We start from the raw sequence: 25921 nt of genomic DNA, 5'->3' as shown, positions 1-25921 counted from the left end.
AGTGACTCGTGAAATCATGGCTACCTCCCGACCAAACCGGTGCGGTTGATCAACGTATCGAGCATTTCATCAATCGCCGTCATGACTCGAGCCGCGCCCTGGTAGGCGTGCTGGTATGTCAGCAGGTTGACGTTCTCTTCGTCCATGTCCACCGACGCGTTGGACAGTTGCAACGTCTTGGCGGACTGGGACGCGATGTCCGCGAGGTTGGACTGCTGCAGCTCCGTCTTTGCGGCTACACCGATGGTGGTGACAATGTTCTCCCAAAATCGATCCGGAGATTCGGAGCCGATGCCGAGCTGGGCCATCTTGTCTGCATTTGAACCGTCGAGGCTGCCGCCCGAGGCCGCGGAACCGGTGGCCAACTGTGCGACGCCGGTGACTGATACGGAGATTCCCAGCGCGGCAGGCACGCCGTCACTCGATGGGGGAAAGCTGAAGAAATCGCTTCCGGCCGTACCGCCACGCGTTACGCCTGTGGTGTGGACGTCGTTCACAACGCGCGCCAGCTCGGTGGCGAAGTCGTTGTAGTCCTTGGCTGCGCTTCGCAGCGGGCCGCCATCGGTGCCGCTCAGCATGGAGATCGCGCCTGCTATTTCACCGCTGCCGAGAACCACCGGCATGCCAATCCGACTCGGACTCGCCCACTCGAGACTCACGCCTTTGGTGCCTGAAATATCCGTATCCGAGTCCGCTGTAACGGCGATTCTTTGGGCGCTGGAACCGGTGACAATCGCATTGCCGCCGATCAGCACATCCACCTGCCCGTCGCTGCCGTGGCGAACCGTGGCCCCGGTGAGGGCAGCCAGCCGTTCGGTCAGCAGGTTGCGGTGGTCCATCAGCTCGTTCGCGGAGCCCCCGTTGGCGACGGCAAAACGAATCTTCTCGTTGAGGTTGGCTACCTGGGACGCAGCGCCGTTGACCTCCGCGGTCATCGTGTCCACATCGGAGCGCAGGCGGGAGAACTGCTCGCGGACTTCCTGGTAACCGCGCTTGACCATGTTGGCCAGGATGTTCGCCTCTTCCAGCACCACCGCGCCGGCGGCGCCGTCATCCGGCCGGTTCGACAGGGCCTGCCAGGAAGCCCAGAACTCCTGAAGCTGCGTCGAGATGCCGTATTGGCCCGGCTCGCGCAGCGACGCTTCCAGGCCAGACATCGTATTGGCGCGCACGGCAGAATAGCCGGCGACACCGGCCGAGAACCGAACGCGCGTGTCCAGGTGCATGTCACCCAGACGCGCAATCGCGTCCACGGAAACGCCTTGGCCGATCTGCACTCCGCCGGTCAGCAGGCCGGTGCGGTCGAGGGCTCCGATGGACGAGGTGCTGACCCGCTGGCGGGTGTAGCCCTCAGTATTGGCGTTGGCGATGTTCTGGCCCACCACGTTCAAACCTTGGCGGGCGGCCACCAGACCGGTGTACGCGGTGTTCAGGCCGCTAAAGGTACTCACTGCGAAAACCTCAGATCGTTGTGTCGAACAGCTGGGAGCGGTTGCCCGAAAGCCCTGCCGTCCCCTGCGAGTCGTAGGTCCCGGCATCGGGATTGCAATTGGCCAGCGTTTCCTGGGTGGAGCGGGCCGCCGCACGCAGGAACTTCTCGTTCACGTCGCGCAGTTCGCGGATCTGCAGGGTCAGCTGGGTCAGCGCCTGCAGATGTCCCGTGAAGATCTCGCCCCAAGGACCCACCGGGGCCTGTTCGGTCAGCTCCCGCAGCGTGGCGCCCTCCGGCGTACCCCACTCCCGGGCCAGTGCGGCCACCTCCACCGTGCGGGCCAGGCCGGCGTCGCGAAGGCGCTCCAACACCTGTTCCACCTCCCGGGTGGCATGCTGCAGCCACCGGGACTTGCCGGCGGTCAGGAGCAGTTGCTCCTCCTCGAGTTTGAAGACCAGCAGTTCAAGAAGTTCGCGTTCGTGCCACAGCATGGCGGACAGTTCATGGGCTCCCATGTCAGGCACCTCCCCTGGTTGATTCTGCGGACACAACCCCCGCGGGTCCGCGTCAAAAAGCCGCACTGGATGAACAAGTAGTAACGGCATGGCTACATTCCTATCTATCGGCCGCACATACCCTTGCGTAAGGAGCATTTGATGGTAGGTTTCACCAAGAGATGAATCGTTCATTCCGGGGCCGCACCCCTCGGTAGCAGGATCGATCGTCGACGTATTTCTGGGCACGGAGGGGGACATGTCAGTGAATCGTGCTGACCGTAATGCACTGGTGGTTGAGAACCTCCCGCTCGTCGGATATCTGGTCTCCGAAGTGTGTGCCAAAGCCACCCACCTCTCCCGCGACGACCTCGCCTCTGCCGGCTCGGTAGCCCTCATCACCGCCGCCGACGCCTTCAACCCGGATCTCGGCGTCCCCTTCGGCGCCTTTGCCCGCCGCCGCATCATCGGCGCCTTTGCCGACGAGATGCGTGCCATCGACTGGGCTCCCCGCTCCGTTCGCAAGCGGATCAAACAAACGCTGTCCGTCCGCGAAACCCTGACCGCCGAACTCGGCCGCTACCCGAGCGTCGACGAGCTTGCCGCCGCTCTCGGGGTGGACCGCCCAACCGCGGAGGCGGCCATAGACGATGCCTCCCGCACCGTCTCCGCCCTGGATGACACCACGGCCGAATTCCTGGTCTCCGAGACGGCGTCGCCCGAAGGCTCACTCCTCACCGAGGAGCGGCTGGCCTTCCTGAAGGCCGCCGTGCACCACCTTCCCGCGAAGATGCGCTACATCGTGGAGCAAATCTACTTCGAGGACCGCACCGTGAAGGAAATCGCCGAAGAGCTCGGCGCTACCCACTCGGCCGTCTCCCAGCAGCGCTCCGAGGCCATCCGCCTCCTCCGAGACGGCCTGCACACCCACTATTCCGACGACGACGGTGCCGGCCATGTGCCCGAGTCGCGGATCGCTCCCTCCCGTCGGAAGGCGTACCTGACTGCGCTGGCCGACCAGACCATCGGCGGGATTACACGCTTCGCCGCCACCCAGCCACGGGCCGCGGTTTCTTGACCCGTTCGCAGCGGCCGGCCCCGGCGGCCCGCACCGCGAAAAATTCTTTGCACTTCTCCTAACGGATCCTCGTAATCCTCCGATAGCTACAAGTGCCAGCCCATGGACGGGCCGGTGAATTTGTACCATCTCATGGAGGAGTTTCATCATGGCTTTCGCCATTAACACCAACGTTGCGGCCCTGAACTCGTACCGCAACCTGTCGAACACCCAGAACGACATTTCCAAGTCCCTGGAGAAGCTGTCCACCGGCCTGCGCATCAACCGCGCTGCCGATGACGCAGCCGGCCTGTCCATCTCCGAGGGCCTGCGCTCGCAGGTCAACGGCCTGAACGTTGCCGCCCGCAACGCCCAGGACGGTGTCTCGGTTATCCAGACCGCTGAAGGTGCGCTCACCGAGGTCCACTCCATCCTGCAGCGCATGCGCGATCTTGCCGTTCAGGGCGCGAACGACTCGAACAACGCCGACGCCCGCGGTGCGATCGCTAAAGAAGCAACGCAGTTGGGTGAGGAACTGGCTCGTGTTGCCTCTTCTGCCAACTTCAACGGAGCCAAGCTCTTGCAGGGCGGCACGATGACCTTCCAGATTGGCGCAGACGGCTCTGCCGACAACGCGTTGACCGTCAACCTCGGCAATGTTGCAACTGCGGTCACAGGTCTGGCGAAGGGCGACATCACTGATGCGGCCGGTGTAGCAACGACTATGGCCGGTGACGTCTTCAAGGTTGGCACCAACGTCGAGGCCCAGGACACGATCAAGGCGATCGATGCGGCTATCAAGAACGTCTCCGGTCAGCGTGCGGATCTCGGCGCCTCCCAGAACCGCTTCGAGACCGCGATCAAGTCGATCAATGTTTCTGCGGAAAACCTGTCGGCTTCGGAATCCCGTATCCGCGACACCGACATGGCTTCGGAAATGGCTAAGTTCACCAAGAACCAGATCATGTCCCAGGCCGGCACTGCGATGCTGGCTCAGGCCAACCAGATCAACCAGGGTGTGCTGCAGCTCCTCGGCTAAATCCGGGTAGCTAACGGCTGAATGCGGCCCGGCAGCGAGGCGAACGAATTGGACCTCACACTCTTCGCTGCCGGGCGTCAGCATTTCTTCTAGTAAACAGGCTTCTTTCAGGAGGAACTGGCGTGGCGTTTTCGATCGGCGGCATGGTCAGCGGTTTGGATACCGCCACCATGATTAATCAGCTCATGCAGCTGGAAGCGCGCCCGCAATCACTCCTGAAAAACAAGGTTTCCAGCACCCAGACGCTGGTCAGCGCTCTCCAAGGGCTGAACACGCGGATCGCCGATCTCGGAAAAACGGCGACCGAGACGTCCAAAGCCAATTCTTTGAACATCTACTCCGGCACCAGCAGTTCGGAGAAGATCTCTGTTGCAGCTGCCGAAGGAGCTTCGGCCGGTGGCATTGACTTGGAAGTCGTCCAATTGGCGAAGGCTCAGGTATCCGTCTCGGCTTTGTTGAGCGACTGGCCTGAGACGGCTACACGTCTCACCATTGCCCTCCAAGACGGCAAAGTGGAAGTTGATACTGCTGGGAAGACCCTTGACCAAATCGTTGGTGAGATCAACCAATCCGGGGTTGGAGTTACAGCGACAAAGGTGTCAGTCGGAACAGACCCAGCGAACCCCCAATATCGCCTGCAGTTCGCGGCAAAAGAAACGGGCGAAGCAGGTGGATTCTCCATCGCTTTCCAAGGAACCCCGGTTGTATTTGCGGAAGTCACACCTCCTGTGGATGCAAAGGTGTCCATCTGGGGTGGCCTGCAAACAATCTCCTCGTCCACTAATACGTTCACTGACCTCCTGCCGGGTGTAAGCGTCACCTTGGGGGCCGACGCGGTTTCCGGGGATAAGTCGACTATCACGATCACTCGCGACGATGAAGCCGTGACCGCAAAGGCCAAGGCGCTGGCCGACGGCTTGAAGGATCTGTTCGCCTTCATCTCCAAGAACTCATCCGTGAACGTCTCCACGTCCACAGGGTCAACGACGACCAAGGGCGGAATCTTCACAGGGGACAGCAGCGTCCGCGATATTCAGCAGCGCATGATGACCGCTGCCATCAGCCCCATCGACGGACGGTCGCCGTCGGAAATAGGCATCAGCATCACCAAGGACGGCTCGATTGAGTTTGATGCCGAGAAGTTCGGCAAGGCGATGACGCAAGACTCTGCGTGGGTCGAGAAGGTGGTCCAGACGATCGCCGGTCGCGTGGCTACGGCTGCAACGGATGCCTCGGACAAGTACGACGGCGCCATCACCAAGCGAATCCAAGGCCAGGAATCCCTGGTCCGCAGCATGAATGATCAAGTTGCCGAGTGGGATACCCGGCTGGCGATGCGCCGCTCTACACTCGAACGGACTTGGGCCCAACTTGAAGTAACGCTTAACGGCCTGCAGTCGCAGGGGGACTGGCTCAACTCGCAGCTGGCCACCCTGCCCTCATGGGGGAGCACGAAGAAATGACACTGACATACGGGCCGGGCTTCGGAGCCCAGGCCAAGCGCAACCAGTTCCAGCGTGACGCGATCATGTCCGCCACGCCCGCCCGGCTGCTGACCATGTTGTATGACCGGCTGCTCTTGGACCTGAACCGGGCGGAGGCCGCGCAGCAGAACCAGCACTGGTCGGTGGCGTCCGAGAATCTGATCCATGCGCAGGCCATCGTGTCCGAACTGATGTCCTCGCTGAAGACGGACGTGTGGGACGGGGGAGAGGGCCTGAAAGCGCTCTACACCTACACGCTGACCGCGATGATGAACGCGAACATCCACCGCGATGCGGCCCGGACCCGCGAATGCATCGAACTGCTGGAGCCGCTGCGCGAGGCCTGGCACGAGGCCGCAGGGCAGCTCCCGGCACAGCCTGCCCGTGGCGCCGGCCTCGGCGGCGAACTTGGCATCGCCTGACGTGCCGGAGGGCGAAGTTTCCGCGCTGGAGCGCTGGACGGCCGTGCTGGACGAACTCGAACTGGCTCTCGCCGAGGCGGCCGAGACCCGTGGCCAAGGTAGCGGACTCAACGAAACGGCCGAGACCGGTGGCCATGGCAGTGGACTCAACGAAACGGCCGAGACCGGGGGCCATGCCGGCGGACTCACCGGAACTGCCGAGACCGGTGGCCATGGCAGCGCGCCCGCCGAAGTTGCTCTCCCCGGGGACAAGACCGATGAAGCGGCAGTGAGCAGCCCGCGCACCGCCGTCGCGCGGTGGAAGGCCCCGCAGGGGCTGGGGCCGATTCCGGACGAGCTGGTGGAGCGGGCGACAGAGCTCGCCGCCGCGCAGCAGGCAGTGATCCGGGAATTGCGCGCCGAGATGCGGCAAAACCGGCAGGAATCCGCGCTTCTGGATGCCGTTCCCACCCCTGGTACTTCTGGTCGTTCCGTCTACCTCGACGTAAACGGTTAACCAATCTCAAGATTCACCTAACGCACTCCCGTCTTCTGCCGATAACTGGATAGTGAGCACGGATCGCTCACAGAACAGGCCATGGATCGGCCGCCCACATGCCAGTAGTAAGACGGGTCTTTGCTGTGTTCGAATCTGTGACGGGGGCTGCCATGCAGAGCGCCCTGGACGGCCTCGCCATGCGCCAGCGCGCCATCGCCAACAACATCGCGAACGTGAACACCCCCGGCTACCATGCGCAGCGCGTCCAGTTCGAGGATGCACTCGCGAAATCGGTGGCCCACGGGAACGGCAGCGCCAGTGCCACGATGGAACGCTCGCTGGAGCCCACCCGGCTCGACGGCAGCAACGTCAACCTGGACACCGAGACGCTCTCCAACATTGAAACAGTGCTGCGCTACCAGTTTGCAGCCCGTGCCGCCGAGAGTCCTTTCAGCGGCGTCCGCACGGCGATGAGGACCAACTGATGACTTTCGACGCCATTGGAATCGCCGGGACCGGCCTGACCGTCCACCGCAAGTGGCTGGACGCCGTCTCCGACAACCTCGCCAACGCGAACAACGCCACCAGCACCGACGGCGCGGCCTTCCAGGCGCGCTACGTGATCGCCCAGGAAGGCCAGGGCGTTTCCGGTGTCTACGTGGCCGGGGCCGAATTCGGGGAGGCCGAGGGCCGCATGGTCCACGAGCCCGACCACCCGCTGGCGGACGAGGACGGCTACGTCCGCTACCCGGACATCGACCTGTCCCAGCAGATGGGCAACCTGATCCTGGCCCAGCGCGGCTACCAGGCCAACGCGGCCGTGGTGGACCGGGCGAAGACGACCTACGAGGCCGCCCTCCAGATTGGACGCAACTGATGCCGCTCTCTTCCATTCCGCCGATTCAGGGCGTGACCGGCACCGGTTACCTGCCGGCCGCCGAGGCTCCGCAGGCCACCAACGGCGTCGGCTTTGCCACCTCCCTGACCGGTGCCATCGACAACCTGCAGCAACTGCAGTCCACGTCCAATGAACTGGCCATCCAGGCCGTTACCGGCGACCTGAACGACATCCACAACGCGACCCTGGCCTCCACCCGCGCCGCCGTGACGCTGGAACTCGTGGCAGCCGTCCGGAACAAGGGCGTTGACGCCTTCAACGAGATCATGAGGATGCAGGCCTGATGCCCGGCAAGGTCTCCTCCTGGTTCTCCCGGCTGGGCAAAACCGTCAGCGAGTTCACCGTCGCCCAGCGCACCATCGCGATCATCGGCATCGCCGTCGTCGTGCTCGGCATTGCCGCCCTGACGACGTGGGCGTCCAAGCCCTCCTACACACCGCTGTTTTCCGGGCTGGCCGCGGCCGACGCGAACACCATCGTGGAGCAGCTGCGCACCGACGGGGTGCCGTACGAGTTGACCAACGGCGGCGGGACCATCCTGGTGCCGGAGGACAAGGTCTACGACCAGCGGCTCAAGGCCGCCGCGGCCGGCCTGCCGAGCTCGTCCACCGGCGGCTACTCGCTGCTGGACGACATGGGCGTGACGTCCTCCGAGTTCCAGCAGTCGGTCACCTACAAGCGGGCATTGGAAGGCGAGTTGGCCTCCACCATCGAGGCACTCGACGGCGTCAAGACCGCCTCCGTACGGCTGGCCATCCCAGAGGAGACGGTCTTCGTCTCCGAGAAGGGCGAGGCCACCGCCTCCGTGTTTGTGGACACCGAAAAGACCACCCTGTCCGCCGACCACGTCCAGGCCATCGTTCACCTGACCTCCGCCTCGATCGACGGCATGAAGCCGGAAAACGTCGCCGTCATCGACGCCGCCGGCACCGTGCTCTCCGCGGTGGGTGTGGGCGCCACCGGCTCCGCGGACAAGCAGGCCTCCGACTACGAGGAGCGCGTGCGCGCCTCGGTGCAGAGCATGCTGGACCGCGTGGTCGGGCCCGGCAATTCCTCCGTGGTGGTTGCCGCGGACATGAACTACGAGTCCGCCGAGCGTGTGGAAGAGACCTTCACGACGCCGGACGGCGCGCCGGCCCTGAACGAGTCCGCGCAGACCGAAGAGTACGAGGGGACCGGCGGGGGAGCGGCCGGCGTGCTGGGCCCGGACAACATCGCCGTACCGGGCAACACCGGCGGCGACGGGACCTTCACCTCCGAGTCGGAGACCAAGAACAACGCCCTGAACAAGGTGACCGAGACCCGCGCCATCCCGGCCGGGGCGATCAACCGCCAGACCGTGTCCGTGGCCCTGGACGCCGACGCCGCCGGGGCCCTGAACGTGGCCAACATCGAGGACCTGGTGACCACCGCCGCCGGCATCAACGCCGACCGCGGGGACGAGGTCACGGTCGAACTCGTGCCGTTCAACACCGCCGGCGCGCAGGAGGCCGCCGAGGCGCTCGCCGCCGCGCAGGCCGCCGAGGAAGCCGCGCGCCAGGCCGAACTGATCCGCACCGCCATCATCACCGCCGGCATCATCCTGCTGGTGATCATCGCCCTGCTGGTCTACGCCCGATGGTCGCGGCGGCAAAACCGCGAGCCGGTGGACCTGGGCGAACTGCAGGATTTCCAGCCCGAGATCGAGGCGCCGCAGGACCTGCAGCTCCCCGCGAAACCCATCATCGTCCCGGAACCGATCCCCGTGGTCACCGGCCCGAACACCACGGCACTGGAGCTCGCCGGCCCGCCGGAGCTGTCCGACGAGCAGAAGGAAATGAACCGCAAGCGGGCGGAAATCGACGCCCTGGCTGCCCAGGAACCGGACAAGACCGCCGACTTCCTGCGCTCCCTGATGGATGACAAGCAGAACGCATGAGCGAGTTACTGACCACGTTGACCGGCACCCAGAAGGTGGCGGTGGTGCTGATGCAGATGGAACAGGCCCGGGCCGCCGAGGTCATGAAGCGCTTCAGCGAGGCCGAGGCGGAGCTGATCACGGCCGAGCTCGTGAGCATGGGCCGCGTGGATCCCGAGACCGCCGAGGAGGCGTTCAAGGAATTCCACGACATGACGGTCAAGGGCCGGCGCCGGCCCCGCGGCGGCAGGGAGTTTGCCGCCGGCCTGCTGGCCGCCTCCTTCGGTGCGGAGAAGGCCGCCGGCGTGCTCGACCGGCTGGCCACCTCCATGGCCGGGAAACCCTTCGAGTTCCTGGATGACGCCGACCCCACCCAGCTGATCACGCTGCTGAACGGCGAGATCCCGCAGACCATCGCGCTGGTGCTCGCGCACGTGCGCCCGGAGCTGGCGTCCACGGTGATCGCCGGGCTGGAGGATTCGGTGCGGCCGGAGGTAGCCCAGTGCATCGCCACCATGGGCACCGCCACCCCCGAAGCAGTGTCGATCGTGGCGGACACGCTCAAGGTGCGGGCCGGCGCCGTCGTGCCCCGCCAGCAGGTGGAGGTAGTGGGCGGCGTCGGGCCGCTGGTGGACATCATCAACCGCGCCGACGTCGCCACCGAACGCGCGCTCCTGGAAGCCCTGGAGGAACGCGATCCGGAGCTGGCGGAGGAAGTCCGCTCCCGGATGCTCACCTTCGAAGACATCACCAAGCTGGAACCGCGCGACGTGCAGCAGGTGCTGCGCGGCATCGAGATCGCGGTGCTCGCGGTGGCTATGAAGGGCGCGAGCGAACCGGTCACCGAGCTGATCCGCAAGAACGTCTCCGAGCGCAACCGCGACATCCTCGACGACGAGATCAAGGCCACCGGCCCGCTGCGCATGTCGCAGATCGAGGAGGCCCGCGCGGACATCGTCCGCTCGATCCGCGAGCTCGAGGCCAGCGGCATCATCACCGTCCAGCGCGGGGCGGAGGAGGACGAATATGTCTACTGACGCCGCGTTCTCCAGGATGAGTTTCCCCGAGCTGAACACCGGGTCCGGGGCCTTCGCCAAGCTGCGCTACACCGAACTGCGCAATGACGACTCGCAGGACAAGGCGCTCGAACAGGCCAGGGTCCGCGGCCACTCCGCCGGCTACACCGCCGGCATGCGCGAAGGCGCCGAGCTGATGCGCGAACGCCAGCTCGCGATGGAGCAGGACCACGCCGACGCGATGGCGGACGCGCGTGCCCGCCTGCAGCACGCAGTGGCAGCGCTCGGCGCGGCCACGCGTGCGCTGGAGGAGCGGACCGCGCCGGTACTTGCCGCCGCGCAGGACACCCTGGCCGCCGCGGCCATGGAACTGGCCGAAGCCATCCTGGGCCATGAACTGTCCGACGGCGCGGCCTCCGCCCGTTCGGCCCTCACCCGGGCGCTGGCCGGGGTTGATGCCTCGCGCGTGCACACCGTGCGGATGAATCCGACGGACCTGACCATGCTGGCGCCGGAGACGCGGCAGCAGGCCGGCGTGAGCTTCAGCCCCGATTCGTCGCTCGCGCCCGGGGACGCCGTCACCGAATTCGCCGACGGGTTCCTGGACGCGCGGATCGGCGCCGCGCTGGCCCGCGCCAAGGCCGCGCTGCTGGAGGCCCGGCAGTGACCGCCGTCGCCTGGCGCCCCCGCGCCGACCGGTTCGCCGGCGCGCTGGCGGCAGCCCGGCCCCCGCGCTACGGGATGGTTTCCTCGGTGGTGGGCCTCGGCGTCGAAATTATTGGCCTTGATTGCGCCATCGGCGACCTGGTGCTCATCGGCGACGGACTGGGCGTGGAGGCAGAGGTCGTGGCGACCGGCCGGGACAGCATCCGCTGCATGCCGCTGGGCCGGCTCACCGGGATCAATACCGGCACCCCGGCCAAGGCCAAGGGGGCGCCGGTGCTGGTGCCCACCGGCAACGGGCTGTTCGGCCGGGTGTTGGACGGGATGGGGCGGCCGATCGACGGCAAGGGGCCGCTGGTCTTCGACTCGCTGGTCCCGCTGGACAACGACACCCCGTCCGCCATGCACCGCGCACGGATCGAGACGCCGCTGCAGCTGGGCGTGCGCGTGCTGGACACGCTCACCACCGTGGGCAAGGGCCAGCGCATGGGCCTGTTCGCCGGCTCCGGCGTGGGCAAGTCCTCGCTGCTGTCCATGATCGCCCGCGGCACCGACGCCGAGGTCTCCGTGATCGCGCTGGTCGGGGAGCGCGGGCGTGAAGTCCGCGAGTTCCTCGAAGACGACCTCGGCGAGGCCGGCCTGGCCCGGTCCATCGTGGTGGTCTCCACCTCCGACGAGCCGGCCTTGATGCGGCTGCGCGCCGCCTTCACCGCCACCCGGATTGCCGAATCGTTCCGCGACCGCGGGGCGGACGTGATGCTGATGATGGACTCGCTGACCCGCGTGGCCATGGCCCAGCGCGAGATCGGCCTCTCCGTCGGCGAGCCACCGGCCACCCGCGGGTATCCGCCGTCGACCTTCTCCCTGCTGGCCCGGCTGCTGGAACGCGCCGGAACCGCCGAAACAGGTTCCGTGACGGGGATGTACACCGTACTGGTGGACGGCGACGACCACAACGAACCGATCGCCGACTCGGCCCGCTCCATCCTGGACGGGCACGTGGTGCTGGACCGCAAGCTCGCCGTCTCCGGGCACTACCCATCCGTGGACCCGCTCGGCTCGATCTCCCGCGTGGCGTCCAAGGTCAACAGCCCGGAGAACTCCCGCGCCGCGGGCGCACTGCGCAAGGTGCTGGCGGCCCGCACGGCCGCGCAGGACCTGCTGGACGTGGGCGCCTACCAGCCCGGTTCCAACCCGCTGGTGGACGCGGCCGTCCAGCATGAAGACGACATCAACCTGTTCCTGCAGCAGCGGATGGATGACCAGACGCCGGCCGCGCAGTCGTGGGAGCAGCTGCACCGCCTGGCCCGCACCCTTGGAGGTATGTAGAGATGACACGATCCTTCCCCCTGGCCGGGCTGCTGCGGCTGCGCCAGCTTCAGCAGGACCAGGCCGCCGGCAACCTCGCCGCCGCGAACCATCGCGCCCGCGAATCCGGCGCCCGGGTGGTCGCTGCCCGCGGCGAGTTGGGCGAGATCATCAGCGAAGTCTCCGATGCGGCCACGCTGCACGCGGTGGCCGCGGCCCGCTCCGCCTCGCGCAGCATGCTGGCCGACCTGGAGAACCTGGACCGGGCCCGGCAGAACGAGGCGCAGCAGGCCCAGCAGGAGTTCCTCGCCGTGCGCAAGCAGTCCGTGGGCCTGGAGAAGCTCGAGACCCGGCACCTCGCGGCCGAGGCGTTCGAGGAGCTGCGGCGCGAACAGCTGGTGCTGGACGAGCTGTCCACCGGCGCCCGGGGCGGCGACGGACGATGAGCATGACCGACACCCTCGGGCGGATCCAGCAGATCCAGTCCACGCTGACCCAGCTCGCCCAGCCCGCCGCCGCCGCGGAAGCCGCGGCCAGGGCCACCGCGGCCGGCAGCACCGGCGGCGCCACGGCAAGCGCGTTCGCCGACGCGCTGACGGCGGCAGCCCAGGCCCCCGCCGCCGGCGCCGCTTCCGGGATCGGCGCCGCGAACGGAACCGGCGCCGCGACCGGGACCGCCGCCGAGCTGATCAAGGCCACGGAGAAGTACGTGGGCCTGCCCTACGTCTGGGGCGGCAACGACGCGTCCGTCGGCCTCGACTGCTCGTCCTTCGTGCAGCACGCCTTCCGCGACGTCGGCATCGACCTGCCGCGCGTCACCTGGGACCAGATGAAGGAAGGCACGCCGGTGGCTTCCATGGCCGACGCCAAGCCCGGCGACCTGCTCTTCAGTTTCGACGGCGGCCACGTGTCCATCTACCTGGGCAACGGCAAGGCCATCGACGCCCCGCAACCCGGCGACACGATTAAGGTCCGGGACGCCTGGGAGAACGACTCCAACCTCACCACCATCCGCCGCATCCTGCCCGAGGAGTCCTCGGTCCAGGCCGCGGGCGCCGGTTCCGGGGTGGCTGCCGGCGCCGCCGGGTTGCGCGCGGACCAGCAGAGCGCGCTGACCGAACTGATCGGCGCAGCCCAGCTCTCTACGTCCACTGGGCTGAGCTCCATGCTCACCGGGCAGAACGGCACGGCCGGCGCGATCACCGCCATGCTCTCCGGCCAGACCGGAAACACTGGACTGGCCTCGATCAACGGCGGCCAGGGCTCCGGCGCCGCCGGACAGCTGACCGACCTGCTGGCCTCCGCGCAGGCGGCCATGGCGAGGGGACGAACCGCATGAGCCTGCCCGTGAACTCCCTGCCCGTCGCCCCTGCGTCCTCCGCCCGTTCCGGCGGGCCGGCTGCCGCGCGCTCCTCTTCTCCCGGCTTCGACGCCGCCATGCAGGATGCGCTGAGGCACGGTTCCGCTGCTTCCGCCAAGCGTTCCAAGCACGACGGCGGTGCCTCCGCCGGGGGCGGTGCCGAGGCTGCCGCCGGTGCCGCGGGTGCCGCCGAGTCAACCGGGGCGGCTGAAACTGCCCGGGGTGAAACCTGTCGCGGTGCAGCATCGCAACCAGGCAACGGCACGGCCGAGTCCGCCACCGGTCCCGCTACTGCTCCTTCCCGCGACGCTGCAGCCACTGATCCGGCGGCCGCAGTCGCCGGTCACGGCGGCGCTAAGGCACCTTGGCCGCTCCTGGCCGGGCAAGGCCTCACCGCCGGCGATCCGACCAGCGTGGGTACGCCGATCGGCGAAGTGGGTGCCGACGCGGCTCAGTCCCCGGTGACGGCCGATGCTGCCGCCGGAAGCCAGCAGGACGCCGGTGAGGGCGCTTCCGATGGCCGCGGTGGCTTCGGGATGTCAGGTGCAACCGGTGCATTTTTCGGTACTGGCGGCTGGCCCTCCTTTGTCGACGGCACGGCAGGCGCCGGAGCATCCGCTGGGGCCAGCTTGGTTGGCCCGGCAGCTTCCGACTCCGCAGCAGCCGCAACCCAGGCTGGTACTGCGTCCGCCGCTGGCCCTGTTGACGGCGGGAGCGTCGCCGGGGAACGCGCAGGAAGTCCGGCTGCCACCTTGGCACGTGCTGCCGCAACAGACACCGGTGCACCCGGGCCGGGCGCTGGAGCAGCGACAGCCGCCGCGACAACCCCCGCGGCCGGAACCGGCGTGGTGCCGGTGGCCGGGACAGGCGACGCTGCGCAGAACCAGCCGGCCGGCCCGGTGGGGCTGGTGGTTCCCACCCAGCCCGCAGCCCAGGCGACCATTCCCACGCAGCCGACCACCGGCGTCGTGCTTCCCGGACAATCCGTACCGGGCGCTCCTGCCGGCGGGGCCGCGACTGGTGTGGCCGCAGCGACCGCCACAGCCGCCGCCGCAGCGGGGCGCGGCGAGAGCGAACAGCTGCAGCCGGGCCTCCAGGTGCCGGTCGCCGGACAGCCGGTCCCGGTGTCCCAGCCGACGGCTGCCGCCCCCGCCACGGCGCCCGCTCCCGTCCCGCCGCACCAGCAGCTGCCGTTCGCCGCGCAGGTGGCCCGCCCGCTCTTTACGCTCTCGCAGGCCAAGCCCGGCGAGCACGTGATGACCATCAGCGTCACCCCTGACAACCTGGGCCCGGTCACCGTCCGCGCCCACGTGACGGGCGAGGGCGTCCGCGTGGAGCTCTTCGCCCCGAACGACGCCGGCCGGGACGCCTTGCGCGTCGTCATGGCCGACCTGAAGCGCGATCTTGCGGCCACCGGCCTGAACGCCAACCTTGACCTGTCCAACCAGAACCGCCCGAACGATGCGCGCCCCGGCATGCAGTTCGGCCCCGACGGCCGGCCCTCCGGCGGCCCCCAGGGGCAGGAAGGCCGCCCCGGCGCGGCCACCGGAACCACCGCAGACGCGGCCCCGGACACCACCGACCCATCCGCCCTGAGACGTCCCTACGGGATATCGACCAGCCTCGACGTGCTGGCCTGAGACAAGGAGAACCATGCCCACCGACTCAGTCGCGCCCGTTGGCACAGTCGCCCCGACGTATACCGCCCCGCCCGTGCGCGCACCGAAGCAGTCCATGGACGGCGAGATGTTCATGCACCTGCTGGTCACCCAGCTGCAGAACCAGGACCCCAGCTCGCCGATGGACACCAACCAGATGATCTCCCAGTCCACGCAGCTGGCCATGATGGAAAGCATCGCGACCATGACCACCACCAGCGAGGAGAACTTCTCCCTGCAGATGCGTGGCGTAGCCGCGGCGCTGGTGGGCCGCGAGGTCAGCTACTACGGCGCGGACGGTTCGCTCGTCACGGGAACCGCCACTTCGGTGTCCTATGCCGGGCCGGTCCCGCAGGTGATCGTGGACGGCCGGGAAATCCCGCTGGATCTGGTCGCCGGGATCACCGCGGCCGGCGCCCCGGGGGAGTCGGGTTCGGGTGAAGCCACCAACGACGCCGGCGCCTCCGGCTTGGGTGCCAACGACGCCGGTGCTGCCTCGGGTGCCAGCGGCACCGATGCGCCGGGCGCCAACGGCGCGGCCAGCGACGCCGGTACCACCGGGGGTGCCGCCGCCTGAGATGCTGCCCCCTAAGCCGGCTTATGCCGCCACCAAATTTTCCCAATCACTGAATTACCCGTCCGTTCCACGATCCGAAAGGCGCTGATCATGCTCCGCTCCCTCTACTCCGGAATCTCCGGACTTCGCTCCCACCAGACCATGCTTGATGTCACCGGCAACAACATCGCCAACGTCAACACCACCGGCTTCAAGGCCTCCTCGGTGCAGTTCCAGGACACCCTGTCCCAGATGACGCAGGGCGCTGGCGGCCCGCAGGCCCAAGCCGGCGGCACCAACCCCGCTCAGGTGGGCCTCGGCGTGCAGGTGGCCGGCATCTCCACCAACTTCACCCAGGGCTCCTCGCAGGCCACGGGCAAGGCCACCGACATGATGATCTCCGGCGACGGCTTCTTCGTCACGACCAAGGGCGGCGAGCAGCTTTACACCCGCGCCGGCGCCTTCGAACTCGATTCCATGGGGCGCCTCGTCTCCCCGGACGGGGCAATCCTGCAGGGCTGGATGGCCAACGGCGGAGCGGTGACCACGGGTGGCCCGGTCACCGCTATCGATCTGTCCCCGTCGGCAATCTCGCCGGCTAAGGCGACGACATCAGCGGTGATGGCTGGCAACTTGCCCTCCGAAGCTGCCGACGGCGCGGAACTGTTCCGCGACATTGAGGTCTTTTCCCAGGACGGGACGAAGGGTACCCTGCAGTTGAAGTTCACCAAAGAGTCCGGTTCTTCTTGGACTGTGACTGACGGGACTGCCACCGCGACCCTTGCCTTCGGTGCGAATGGCAAGCCGACGGCTGCGTCCGCTGCCGCATTGGCAGGCAACATTCCCGTCAACCTATCCGCCCTGACCGGGTACGCCGGACTCAGTACGGTGGCCTTCGACAGCCAGGACGGCCACGCAGCCGGTTCGCTCGAATCCTTCACTATGTCGCCCGACGGCACTCTGATGGGTTCGTTCAGCAATGGCGGGCAGGCCATCGTTGCACAGGTCGCCATGGCCAACTTCACCAACCCGGGAGGCCTTGAAAAGGCAGGCTCGTCGTCGTACCGTGCAACTGCCAACTCTGGCCAGGTCGAGCTGGGTACCGCCGGAACGGGCGGCCTTGGCACGCTGGCCGGTGGCTCGCTGGAGATGTCGAACGTGGACCTGTCGCAGGAGTTCACCAACCTGATCGTCGCGCAGCGCGGCTTCCAGGCCAACGCCCGCATCATCACCACCTCCGACGAAGTGCTGCAGGAACTGACCAACCTGAAGCGCTAAAATTTCGGAACTTTTACCCTGTCTCCTAACAGACACAGGAAAATAGCCCCGGTTCGATAGGTTCGGACCGGGGCTATCTCCTATTTGTGTGACCTGCATTACACTCGTCCCAATACCGGGGGGGCAGGTTCATGTCGAGGACACGCATCTAATACGGCGGCGGGCGGGATCCGATCGTCGTCGAGCAGGAGCTCGGCGTGCCCTCGCTGGACATCCCGCCCGTCCTCTCGCCGGTGCTCACCGTGGACGGACTGTAGTGGGGGCTGCTGCGGCTCCGCTAGTGGTTGGGCCGTGGTCTCCGCGGGCACCGAGCATCGGAGCTGCGGACCCTTGTTAAAGTGCAGTCAGCCCAAGCGAATCGAGGCAGGGCATGCGTAAGAGGCAGCACATCGCTGTATATATTTCCATGGCGATCTTTGCACTGTTGGCGGCGCTATACGCCGCGCTCGTTTTGGATTCGAGTCAAGCCGTTCCTAGAGCGGCTATCCTTCTATGCGCTGTTGTATTGCTCGCGACTGCAGTTTGGGGATACGTAATGAATGTTCAACGAAGGTGACGCTTCAGACATCCATCGCCGTTGCCCAAACCCCTACCTCTTCAAGCAAGCCATTCATGCCCGCGCCACCGGCTGGGTCAGGTTCGGTGTCCGCTACTACAACCCTGACACTGGACGTTTCGCCCAGCAGGACACCCTCGACACTCCCCTCGAGCGGGGTCGCCGCTTCCATTGCCCTCGGATTGGGCACTCTGAGCGGGGGATGGGGGACCGTCATTCCTCGGAGCCAGTTGCGCGCTGAGCGTTACTACAGGTATTTTTTGCAGAATTTAGTAACGGACAACCCAGCAGACGCCATGAGCATAGAAATGGTCTGAACTATCTTGCTTTCCTCGGAGACTTGGCGCGGATAGGTAACGCCCTTCGTTAGATTGGAGTGACAATGTTCCCGAAAAGAGGGCAGGTCTGGACTTACCGTGAAAGAGGGCGATTCCTTACTCTCATGATGGGCATACCGCTAGTCCTGATGCTGGTTGCTGGCATCTACTTCATGATTACTGAGTCGAATTGGACACTCATCCTCGTAACCATACTTGGCCTCATGTTTTTGGCTATGTTCTTATTCGACAGCGAACGCAAGCATCGTGGAGAACCTTGAATTGGGCGCCGAACGCGAACCGGCCCTGGTTTCGAACATGGCCGTCTGGGAACCCTCGCATCTGTAGTGGGAGCCGTCGGAGGGCTGGGTGTGTGTGGGCATTGGGTTACACAACTTATGAGGACTCGTGATGAAACTAAGAGTTGCCGTTATCACTCCCGCCCTCGTACTGATGCTTGCGATGTGTGGTTCTTCTGGCAACGGCCGCCTTCGTCCTGACGATGACGGCCCTGGCACTGACCGTGCCTTCGGATCTGCTGCCCCTTCTTTTAATCGCCACGATCGTCGCAGCGGTTGCGGCGGGGGGTGACTGCACTCCTTCTGGAGCGCCGGTCGAGGCAGTAACGTGCGGCTCCGGGTGCGGCCGCGGCTGGAACGGGAGTGGGATGAGCGTGACCCCTACTCCGGCTGAGCGGAGATGGATCCAAGCTTCTTTTTATCGGATCAGGCCTGCGATCTAGAGGGGCACTGCCTACAGGATGGTAGAGAGATTGCAGACCATTTCCTCATCGTCACCCCTAAGATTACGTACCGCCCTTGTCGGATTCCGCCGCGCTGCCGAAAGGCGCGCCCGGTCCCGGAAACGTTCACACGTGAGCATTCCGACGGTCACAGGGGATGACCCTCCGGTTGCGGTCCGCCTTCCCGGAGCTGCGAAATGATTACCACCGAAGTGCAGCTGCCCGACGGTTCGCGGGCAGCTGCAGCGGCCGCCTGCACCGTTCGCAGGCGGCCGCTTTTTCTTTGCCGCGAAATCAAAGCTCGTGCACCAGTTGCTTGAGTGGCGTGCCACTACTCCTACACATTGGCGCCTTTTGATGGCTATCGAATCTGTGTACGAATAAAATTGTGGTATGGCTCTTGCACCGTTGGAACGCACCGGGGAGATGGAAGCATCTCTGGCTCAGGCGTGTGTGCTGCTGCAGGATGTTGCCGACCGTTTTCCCGCGGAGTCGGGGTCCCTGCGTACCCGGGACCTGGTCAATACGGTGGCGGCGGTCGAGGGTGTTTCGAAGCTCGTGGAGTTCCTGCAGGCGGTCGGCGCCCACGCGGTGGAGCGGGCGGACATCGCCGCCACCGGGGAACATGCGACGGCAGGACTCGGAGCAAGCGCCGGGGCCGGGGCGGAGGCGGGTGCCGTCGCGTCGGTCACCGCGGGGGCGGGGGAGTGGGCGGACCCGGTGGCGGCGATCAGCACCGGGAGCGTGGACGCAGCGGCCCCGGAGGGGTCCGGGTCCAAGCGGGTGCGGCGCGGCCGCAAGACGGAGTTCGCGAACACGGCGGAGTATCTGCGCTCCCGGTTGGGGATCGGGATTGTGGAGGCGCGGCGCCGGCTGCGGGTGGGCAAGGCGATCGCCGCGCCGGTGCGGTTGGACGGGGAGCCGGGTGCGCCGGCGTTGCCGGTTTTGGCCGAGGCCATGGCCGGCGGTGAGGTCAGCGGCCAGGTCGCGGCCTTGGTGGTTGATTCCCTGGACCGGGCCCGCCACGCCGGTAGCCCGGAGGCGTTGCAGGCGATGGAAGCGTCGCTGGTCCGACAGGCCGCGGACGCCGACGCGGACACCCTGGTGATGGTGGCCAGAACGTGGGAAACCGCCGTCGACCAGGACGGTGCCGAACCGTCCGAGGAGGAACTGCGGGCCCGGCAGGGCATGTTCTACCGCGGCCGGCGCCGCGGGCTGCACCAGTTCGTCATCAACACCACCGACGCCCAGTACGAAGCCCTCGCCACCGTGATGAACAGCGCCGCGAACCCAAGGATCCGCCCCGACGCCATCGAAACCACCGCCACCGGCAGCACCCCTACAGACACAGGCGAAGCAGACGCAACCGGCAACGCCAACACCGCAAAGGCGGGTCCGGCCGGTTCTGGGGAGTCCCACACCGAAAGTGACGGAACCACGGTCGCCGGCACGGCCAGCAGCGGCGGTAACCACGATGTTCCCGGCACCGGTCCCGGCACCGGTCCCAGCGCCGGTGCCGCGGAGGCAGGCAGGGGCGGAGCCGGTGCCGCTGAGGGTGACCGCGGCTACCTAACCGGCGCGAGGGGCGATCTGTCCTCCGGGGCCGAAGCCAGCAGCGATAGTTCCGCCGGTGTGGATCCGACCGTGGTGGAGGCGATGGATGACGCCACCCGGGCGCAGAAGCTGCTCGCGGGCCTGGTCGGGGCGTGCCGGATCGCGCTGAACACCGGAAGGCTCCCGGACTCGGGCGGGCACCGCACCCAAGTGATCGTTACCACGGGATATGACCAGCTGGCCGGGCTGCTCTCCGGCGGCGGCAGCGCGGTCTTCACCGGCCCGGTCTCGGCCACCACGGTCCGCCGGATGGCCTGCGACGCCGAGATCATCCCGGCCGTCCTCGGTTCAGAAGGCGAGGTCCTGGACTTGGGCCGGTCCCAACGGTTCTTCAACCGCGCCATCCGCCGGGCACTGGTCGCCCGGGACAAGGGCTGCGCCTTCCCGGGGTGCAGCATGCCCGCGTTCTGGACGGAGGCGCACCACATCATCCCGTGGTGGGCCGGCGGCCGCACCGACGTCAACAACGGGGTGTGCCTGTGCTTGCTCCACCACGACCTGATCGAGCAAGGGAACTGGGAGATCAACGTCGTCGACGGCATCCCCTGGTTCACCCCGCCGGACTACATCAACCCCCGCCGCAAACCGCTGCGCAACACCTACTGGCACACCCACATCCCACCCCAACCACTCCAAGCCACTGGATGATGAGGCAGGCCTCCCGCGATGCCCGCTGTCCAGTCTTGCTACGGGAGCTACGGGATGAATCACCACCCAGACAGCAGCTGGGGCCTTCTTTAGGGTCGCTGAGTGAATGTCTTGCTGCGGCAAGACCCGGAATCAGGACCAACTCCAGCCACTCTCCGCGTGACGCGCGCGACAAGTGGGCTGGGCAGCTAACCGCGGGGCGCGCGCGGCCGAAGGTAGTAGGTAGCGGCTCACCGGAGCCCTCGAGAGACCTGGGACGGGGCCAATGATCGTAGTAACGCGGCTGAATGACAGCCAGTTTGCGGTCAACCCTGACCTGATTGAGCGCGTCCATTCCAACCCGGACACCACTTTGGTGATGGTTGACGGCGCCAAGTACATCGTCATCGAGACGATGAGCCAGGTCATCGAGATGATCGCCAGCTACCGCGCCTACGTGCTGCACCTGGCCCGTGAGTTGCCGCCTTCAGTCCACCAGCACGGTCACCCCCAGCTCGGCCTCGTGCCACCAGCCGCCCCGGCCCCCGGAGACGACTCCGCGGACCCCGGCAACACTGTGCCGCTGCGCCCTAGGAATACGTAAATGGATCCCGCAACACTTATTGGCCTCCTGCTGGCCTTCGGCTCGCTCTATGCCATGATCACCCTCGAGGGCGCCCACGTCTCGGCGCTCCTCATCCCGGCTCCCATGATCCTGGTCTTCGGTGCAACTATCGCCGTGGGCTTGGCCAGCACCACCCTCAGGGACGGCCTGCACGCCTTCAAAGCGTTGCCCCGGGCTTTCACCGGCAAGGTGGCGAAGCCCCAGACGGTCATTGACCGAGTCGTCGAGCTGGCCGAAAAGGCGCGCAGCGAGGGGCTGCTGGCACTGGACGCAGAGGCGACCGAGGAGAAGGACCCGTTCATGCAGCGGGCGCTGCAGAACATCGCCGACGGCACCGACGGCGAGGAACTGCGGATCCTTCTCGAAGACGAGATCAGCACGAAGGCGCGCGCCGATCGCCAATCCTCCAAGTTTTTCATGGGCATGGGCGGCTACGCCCCGACCATCGGCATCATCGGCACCGTCGTATCGCTGACGCACGTGCTGGAAAACCTTTCCACACCGGACACCCTCGGACCGATGATTGCGACGGCGTTCGTTGCCACGCTGTGGGGGTTGCTCTCCGCCAACTTCATCTGGCTGCCGATCGGCGGCAAGCTGAGGCGCTTGGCCGACCTGGAAACCGAGCGCATGACCCTGCTGATGGAAGGCATGCTTGCCGTCCAAGCCGGCAGCCAGCCTCGGCTGTTGGGCGAACGCCTGCGCGCCATGGTTCCGGAGCATGAGATGGGCGCGGGGAAGCCGGCCAAGGAAGGCAAATCCGGGAAGTCCGACGACAAGCCTGCGGTCAAGGCAGCATGAAGTCGCGGCGCCCGCGCCGGCCTCTCGGCGCGGAAGAGGACGAGCACCCGGACGAGCGGTGGATGGCCTCCTACATGGACATGGTCACCGTGCTGATGTGTATGTTCATCGTGCTCTTCGCCATGTCCACGGTGGATGCGGCGAAGTTCGAGAAGCTGGCCAACTCCTTGGCCACCGGTTTCGGCGTGGAACGCACCCAAGCGGTCGACACGGCCGAAGGGGTAGTGGTCCCGTCTGAACTCATTGACGAGGAGGGCCAGGGGTTTACCAGTGGCGACGCCGAAGAGGACACGGAGGGTGAACTGAAAACCGATCTCGACGTGGCCATCAAGGAAGTCAACGACCTGCGCAACATCCAGGCAAAGATCACCAAGGGGCTGCAGGAAGAAGGCCTTGAAAAGGCTGTCCGCTTTCAGCTTGACGAGCGCGGCCTGACCGTTCGCCTGATCGGCAGCGAGACGTTCTTCGAGCCCGACTCGCCGGTGCTCACCCGGCAGACCATCAAGATCCTGAACGTGGTGGGTCCGGTGCTGAAGCCTGTCGGCTACGAGCTGAAGGTGGAAGGGCACACGGCCCAGGTGCGCCACCTGGACCCGAACGCACTGGACTGGGAGCTCTCCTCGGAGCGTGCCGTGAACGTGCTGCGCCATCTGGTGGAAGACAGCGGCGTGGTTTCGAACCGCATCTCCGCGGTCGGGTTCGGCGAATCCAGGCCGCTGACCCGCAGCGGGAGTGATGCAGATCTCGCCATGAACCGCCGCGTGGACATTGTGGTGCTCTCGGGCCAGCCGGAGGCCATCCGCAACCTGATTCCCGAAGTCATGAAGGATCCTGCCGGTGCCGCTAAAGAGGCCGCCGCGGAACGTGCGGAATTGGCCAAGAAGGCCGCTGAAGCTGAATCTGCGGAAAAGGCGGAGGCCGAGTCGGCTGAAACCGAAGCCCCTGAGGACAAACCTGCCGAGCGCGTAGCAGGCGAACCGGGTAAAAGCTCCGGGCGCGACGTGGTCACCGGTAGTGGCCGAAGCGGCGGCCCGGGGCCGGACGCCACCTACGCGCCGGCGCCCGGCGGGGCATCCTCCGACCACTGAGCGCCCGCCTCTGGCATAGGCCGGCCGGCGTTGGTAGTCCTCCCACTGAGCGCCCGCCTCTGACACGGCCGAGTTGGACGTGCGGCGGGGCACCCCACCCGCATTATCCAAACTCCTAACATGCCGAACCACGCTGCCGATAGTGCCTGCTGTGACGGTCCAGGAACATGCGCACTCTAGCGCGCCCGAAAAGCCGGCCAGAGCCGTCGAAGTTTACGACTTCCGGCGGCCGACCACCCTGGCGCGCGAGCATTCCCGCGTGCTGGAGTTGGCCTTCGAAACATTCGCCCGACAGTGGGGCACCCAGCTGACTGCCAAGGTCCGCGTGATCTGCACGGTCACGTCGGAGCAGGTCCAGATGCAGACCTACGACGAGTACGCGGCCTCGTTGCCGGCCAGTACTGCGATGGTTCTCTGCGCCCTCGATGACATCACCGGCAAGGCCGTGATCCAGTTTCCGACCAAGGCCGCGATGACGTGGGTCGACCATATGCTGGGCGGCAACGGCAGCCACGACTATCCGGACCGCAAGTTCACGCAGATTGAACAGGCCCTGGTCAGCCGGTTGATGGAGGATGCGCTGGAGGACCTGCGCTACTCGCTGGGTTCCCTGCTCACCACGCCCATCAGCCTGGACCAGATCCATTACAACTCACAGTTCGCGCAGGCGGCGGCCACCAACGACCTGATGATCGTCGCCACCTTCGAAATCCGTGTCGGCGACCTGTCCGCGCCCGCCACGGTCGCCATCCCGGCCGAGGTACTGCTGACCCAGCTGCGTGATTCGTTCGCGATGAGCAGCCCGGCCAACGCGCGAAAACTGCTGGAGACCCAGCTGGTGCAAATCCCGGTGGACGTATCCCTGCAGTTCGCCCCCATGCGCGTCCGGCCCGGCCAGGTCCTGGACCTAACCATCGGCGACCTGCTGCCGCTGCCGCACCCGCAACACCGCCCACTGGATGTTGCCGTCAACGGCGAACGGCTGGCACACGCCGCCGTTGGCGCCAACGGCAACCGCCTGGCCGGAGTCATTGTTACAACCGAGGAGAACGCCCGATGACACAGACCCAGACCCTTCAGGCTGCTGCCGCCGACGCGCTCCTGGGGCTGCTGCCCACCAACACGCCGCTCTACGCGGTGCGCCAGGATGAAGGCGGGCCGCTGCCGGGGCAGGTGGCCTCCGCCGTCGTCGGGTCCTTCGTGGGCGGAACCTCGGCCGACGTGGCCTTGGTGGTGGCCGACCAGGCCGCCCTGTCCGCAGCCGCGGGCACGGATTCCCCCTTGGTGTCTGCCGCCGACCTGTTGCGCCCGGCGCTGGAAGCTGCCACATCCGTGCTCGGCGCCGGTGTGCTGGGCGAGGCACGCGTCGGCAACGCCGCGGCGCTGTTCTCCGATCCGGAAGCCGCCGTCTTCAAGCTCACCGGCGGCGACGGCGAGGCCGGCGGCTGGTTCGCCATCCGGCTGCGCGAGAACCCGGCCGGGCACGGCGCCGACGACTCGGTGTTGGCCAAGCTGGGCCGCATCAACAACGTCGAAATGGCCCTGACGGTGGAAATCGGCCGCACGCGGATGTCCGTGCGCGATGTGCTGAACCTGGAACCGGGCGGCGTGATCGAACTGGACCGCTCGGCCGGCGCCCCCGCCGACGTGTTGCTCAACGGCCGCCTGATCGCCCACGGCGAAGTCGTCGTCGTCGACCAGGACTACGCCGTGCGCATCACCAAGATCCTCGACGTGCCCGAAGGACTCCTCTAAATGGAGACAGTCGTCCTTGCCGTGCGGGTAGCGCTCTCGCTGGCCGTGGTGCTGGGGCTGCTCTGGGTGCTGCAGCGGCGCTTCAGCCGCGGCGCCCGCACCGGCGCCCGCAAGCTGGTGCGCGTGGTGGAACGCCAGACCATCGGGCCCAAGGCCGCCGTCGTGGTGGTGGACGCCGACGGCCAGCGCTTCGTGCTGGGCGTGACGGATCAGGCGGTGCACGTGCTGGACAGCCGCGAAGCGCCGGTCGAAGAGGCGGCCGAGCCCGCCCACCGCGCCCCACAGACCGCGGCGGACAGCTTCTCCCGGCTGCTGGAACTGGCCACCGGCCGCGCATCGGGCCAGGTCCAGTCCGATGGGGACGTCGCGGCCCCATCCGGGTCGGTCGACGCTGCCGTCGCCGCCCGTCCGGCGACATTTTCCGACGGCGACGCCGGTGTCCCGCGCCGCGCGGCCCGTCGTGCCGCCGCTATGCCCGAGCAGCCCGTCGAACAAACGTTTCAAGAGCACCGTGACGTCGCGCAGGAGTTTGACGAGCCGCACCACGACGGCGACGTCATTCCCCTCCGGCAGGCCGGGCTGTATCCGATCGACGGCGGACGGCGTTCCGTTCGCACGGGCCGCCGGGCGTCGCGTCCGGCCGGCCGGCAGGAGCAGGTGGCGGATTCCCCGCTGGCCGGGTCCATCTTGTCGCCGTCCACCTGGAAGCAGACCGCCGAAGCCCTGAAGCAGGTCCGTTCGCGTTGAGAAGCACCG

Annotated in this window: 27 protein-coding genes; 25 read left to right on the top strand and 2 right to left on the bottom strand. The window is 66.8% G+C overall.

Features of this window, described 5'->3' with window-relative positions:
* Positions 1-20: 20 nt before the first annotated feature.
* Both flgK and AC5RVG_RS03225 read right to left on the bottom strand, forming a co-directional pair.
* Positions 21-1451 carry a flagellar hook-associated protein FlgK gene (gene flgK, locus AC5RVG_RS03230; protein WP_494012707.1) on the bottom strand — a complete coding sequence of 477 codons (1431 nt, stop codon included), beginning with the start codon at positions 1449-1451 and terminating at the stop codon, positions 21-23.
* 10 nt (positions 1452-1461) lie between these two features.
* On the bottom strand, positions 1462-1947 hold the full coding sequence (locus AC5RVG_RS03225) for a flagellar protein FlgN (RefSeq protein ID WP_494012706.1): 486 nt from the start codon (positions 1945-1947) through the stop codon (positions 1462-1464).
* 244 nt (positions 1948-2191) lie between these two features.
* Here AC5RVG_RS03225 and AC5RVG_RS03220 point away from each other — a divergent pair, with 244 nt between their 5' ends.
* The 25 genes from AC5RVG_RS03220 to AC5RVG_RS03100 all read left to right on the top strand — a co-directional run bounded on the left by AC5RVG_RS03220 (position 2192) and on the right by AC5RVG_RS03100 (position 25912).
* Positions 2192-3004 carry a sigma-70 family RNA polymerase sigma factor gene (locus AC5RVG_RS03220; protein WP_494012999.1) on the top strand — a complete coding sequence of 271 codons (813 nt, stop codon included), beginning with the start codon at positions 2192-2194 and terminating at the stop codon, positions 3002-3004.
* 148 nt (positions 3005-3152) lie between these two features.
* The gene (locus AC5RVG_RS03215; protein WP_494012705.1) at positions 3153-4022 is read left to right on the top strand and encodes a flagellin N-terminal helical domain-containing protein; all 870 of its coding nucleotides are present in this window, start codon (positions 3153-3155) and stop codon (positions 4020-4022) included.
* A gap of 122 nt (positions 4023-4144) precedes the next feature.
* Positions 4145-5485, top strand: a complete 1341-nt coding sequence (fliD, locus tag AC5RVG_RS03210) for a flagellar filament capping protein FliD (protein ID WP_494012704.1) — start codon at positions 4145-4147, stop codon at positions 5483-5485.
* Complete coding sequence (gene fliS, locus AC5RVG_RS03205) at positions 5482-5928, top strand: flagellar export chaperone FliS (RefSeq protein ID WP_494012703.1); 447 nt, start codon at positions 5482-5484, stop codon at positions 5926-5928. The genes fliD and fliS overlap by 4 nt, the downstream gene beginning before the upstream one ends.
* Positions 5891-6424: a hypothetical protein gene (locus tag AC5RVG_RS03200; RefSeq protein ID WP_494012702.1), complete on the top strand. Its 534-nt coding sequence runs from the start codon at positions 5891-5893 to the stop codon at positions 6422-6424. The genes fliS and AC5RVG_RS03200 overlap by 38 nt, the downstream gene beginning before the upstream one ends.
* A gap of 125 nt (positions 6425-6549) precedes the next feature.
* Entirely contained in the window at positions 6550-6891 is a 342-nt protein-coding gene (locus tag AC5RVG_RS03195) for a flagellar basal body rod protein FlgB (RefSeq protein ID WP_494000458.1), read from the top strand.
* Positions 6891-7283: a flagellar basal body rod protein FlgC gene (locus AC5RVG_RS03190; RefSeq protein WP_493979188.1), complete on the top strand. Its 393-nt coding sequence runs from the start codon at positions 6891-6893 to the stop codon at positions 7281-7283. Before AC5RVG_RS03195 ends, AC5RVG_RS03190 begins: the two co-directional genes overlap by 1 nt.
* A complete protein-coding gene (gene fliE / locus AC5RVG_RS03185) occupies positions 7283-7588 on the top strand; it encodes a flagellar hook-basal body complex protein FliE (protein ID WP_494000457.1) in 306 nt (101 codons plus the stop codon). The genes AC5RVG_RS03190 and fliE overlap by 1 nt, the downstream gene beginning before the upstream one ends.
* A complete protein-coding gene (gene fliF / locus AC5RVG_RS03180) occupies positions 7588-9222 on the top strand; it encodes a flagellar basal-body MS-ring/collar protein FliF (protein ID WP_494012701.1) in 1635 nt (544 codons plus the stop codon). The genes fliE and fliF overlap by 1 nt, the downstream gene beginning before the upstream one ends.
* The gene (gene fliG, locus AC5RVG_RS03175; protein WP_494012700.1) at positions 9219-10238 is read left to right on the top strand and encodes a flagellar motor switch protein FliG; all 1020 of its coding nucleotides are present in this window, start codon (positions 9219-9221) and stop codon (positions 10236-10238) included. The genes fliF and fliG overlap by 4 nt, the downstream gene beginning before the upstream one ends.
* Entirely contained in the window at positions 10228-10884 is a 657-nt protein-coding gene (locus AC5RVG_RS03170) for a FliH/SctL family protein (RefSeq protein ID WP_494012699.1), read from the top strand. The genes fliG and AC5RVG_RS03170 overlap by 11 nt, the downstream gene beginning before the upstream one ends.
* Positions 10881-12209: a FliI/YscN family ATPase gene (locus tag AC5RVG_RS03165; protein ID WP_494012698.1), complete on the top strand. Its 1329-nt coding sequence runs from the start codon at positions 10881-10883 to the stop codon at positions 12207-12209. The genes AC5RVG_RS03170 and AC5RVG_RS03165 overlap by 4 nt, the downstream gene beginning before the upstream one ends.
* A gap of 2 nt (positions 12210-12211) precedes the next feature.
* The gene (locus tag AC5RVG_RS03160) at positions 12212-12634 is read left to right on the top strand and encodes a flagellar FliJ family protein (RefSeq protein ID WP_494012697.1); all 423 of its coding nucleotides are present in this window, start codon (positions 12212-12214) and stop codon (positions 12632-12634) included.
* 2 nt (positions 12635-12636) lie between these two features.
* Positions 12637-13527 (top strand): C40 family peptidase, encoded by an 891-nt coding sequence (locus AC5RVG_RS03155; protein WP_494012696.1) that lies wholly within the window; start codon positions 12637-12639, stop codon positions 13525-13527.
* A gap of 773 nt (positions 13528-14300) precedes the next feature.
* Complete coding sequence (locus AC5RVG_RS03150) at positions 14301-15188, top strand: flagellar hook-length control protein FliK (protein WP_494012695.1); 888 nt, start codon at positions 14301-14303, stop codon at positions 15186-15188.
* Between the two features lie 13 nt (positions 15189-15201).
* The gene (locus tag AC5RVG_RS03145; protein WP_494012694.1) at positions 15202-15783 is read left to right on the top strand and encodes a flagellar hook assembly protein FlgD; all 582 of its coding nucleotides are present in this window, start codon (positions 15202-15204) and stop codon (positions 15781-15783) included.
* 90 nt (positions 15784-15873) lie between these two features.
* A complete protein-coding gene (locus AC5RVG_RS03140; protein ID WP_494012693.1) occupies positions 15874-17040 on the top strand; it encodes a flagellar hook protein FlgE in 1167 nt (388 codons plus the stop codon).
* Positions 17041-17579: 539 nt separating this feature from the next.
* Complete coding sequence (locus AC5RVG_RS03135; protein ID WP_494012692.1) at positions 17580-17837, top strand: RHS repeat-associated core domain-containing protein; 258 nt, start codon at positions 17580-17582, stop codon at positions 17835-17837.
* A 1211-nt stretch (positions 17838-19048) separates the two neighbouring features.
* Positions 19049-20917, top strand: coding sequence for an HNH endonuclease signature motif containing protein (locus tag AC5RVG_RS03130; protein ID WP_494012691.1), 1869 nt, complete (start codon positions 19049-19051; stop codon positions 20915-20917).
* 265 nt (positions 20918-21182) lie between these two features.
* Positions 21183-21500, top strand: a complete 318-nt coding sequence (locus tag AC5RVG_RS03125) for a flagellar FlbD family protein (protein WP_494012690.1) — start codon at positions 21183-21185, stop codon at positions 21498-21500.
* The gene (locus AC5RVG_RS03120) at positions 21501-22322 is read left to right on the top strand and encodes a motility protein A (RefSeq protein WP_494000442.1); all 822 of its coding nucleotides are present in this window, start codon (positions 21501-21503) and stop codon (positions 22320-22322) included.
* Entirely contained in the window at positions 22319-23410 is a 1092-nt protein-coding gene (locus AC5RVG_RS03115; protein ID WP_494012689.1) for an OmpA/MotB family protein, read from the top strand. The genes AC5RVG_RS03120 and AC5RVG_RS03115 overlap by 4 nt, the downstream gene beginning before the upstream one ends.
* 142 nt (positions 23411-23552) lie before the next feature.
* Positions 23553-24470, top strand: a complete 918-nt coding sequence (locus AC5RVG_RS03110; RefSeq protein ID WP_494000440.1) for a flagellar motor switch protein FliM — start codon at positions 23553-23555, stop codon at positions 24468-24470.
* On the top strand, positions 24467-25165 hold the full coding sequence (fliN, locus tag AC5RVG_RS03105) for a flagellar motor switch protein FliN (RefSeq protein ID WP_493979153.1): 699 nt from the start codon (positions 24467-24469) through the stop codon (positions 25163-25165). Before AC5RVG_RS03110 ends, fliN begins: the two co-directional genes overlap by 4 nt.
* Positions 25166-25912, top strand: a complete 747-nt coding sequence (locus AC5RVG_RS03100) for a FliO/MopB family protein (RefSeq protein ID WP_494012688.1) — start codon at positions 25166-25168, stop codon at positions 25910-25912.
* The last annotated feature ends 9 nt before the right edge of the window (positions 25913-25921 follow it).

The sequence above is a fragment of the Arthrobacter senegalensis genome (assembly GCF_059091765.1).
This window is presented reverse-complemented; position numbering and strand designations above follow the sequence as displayed.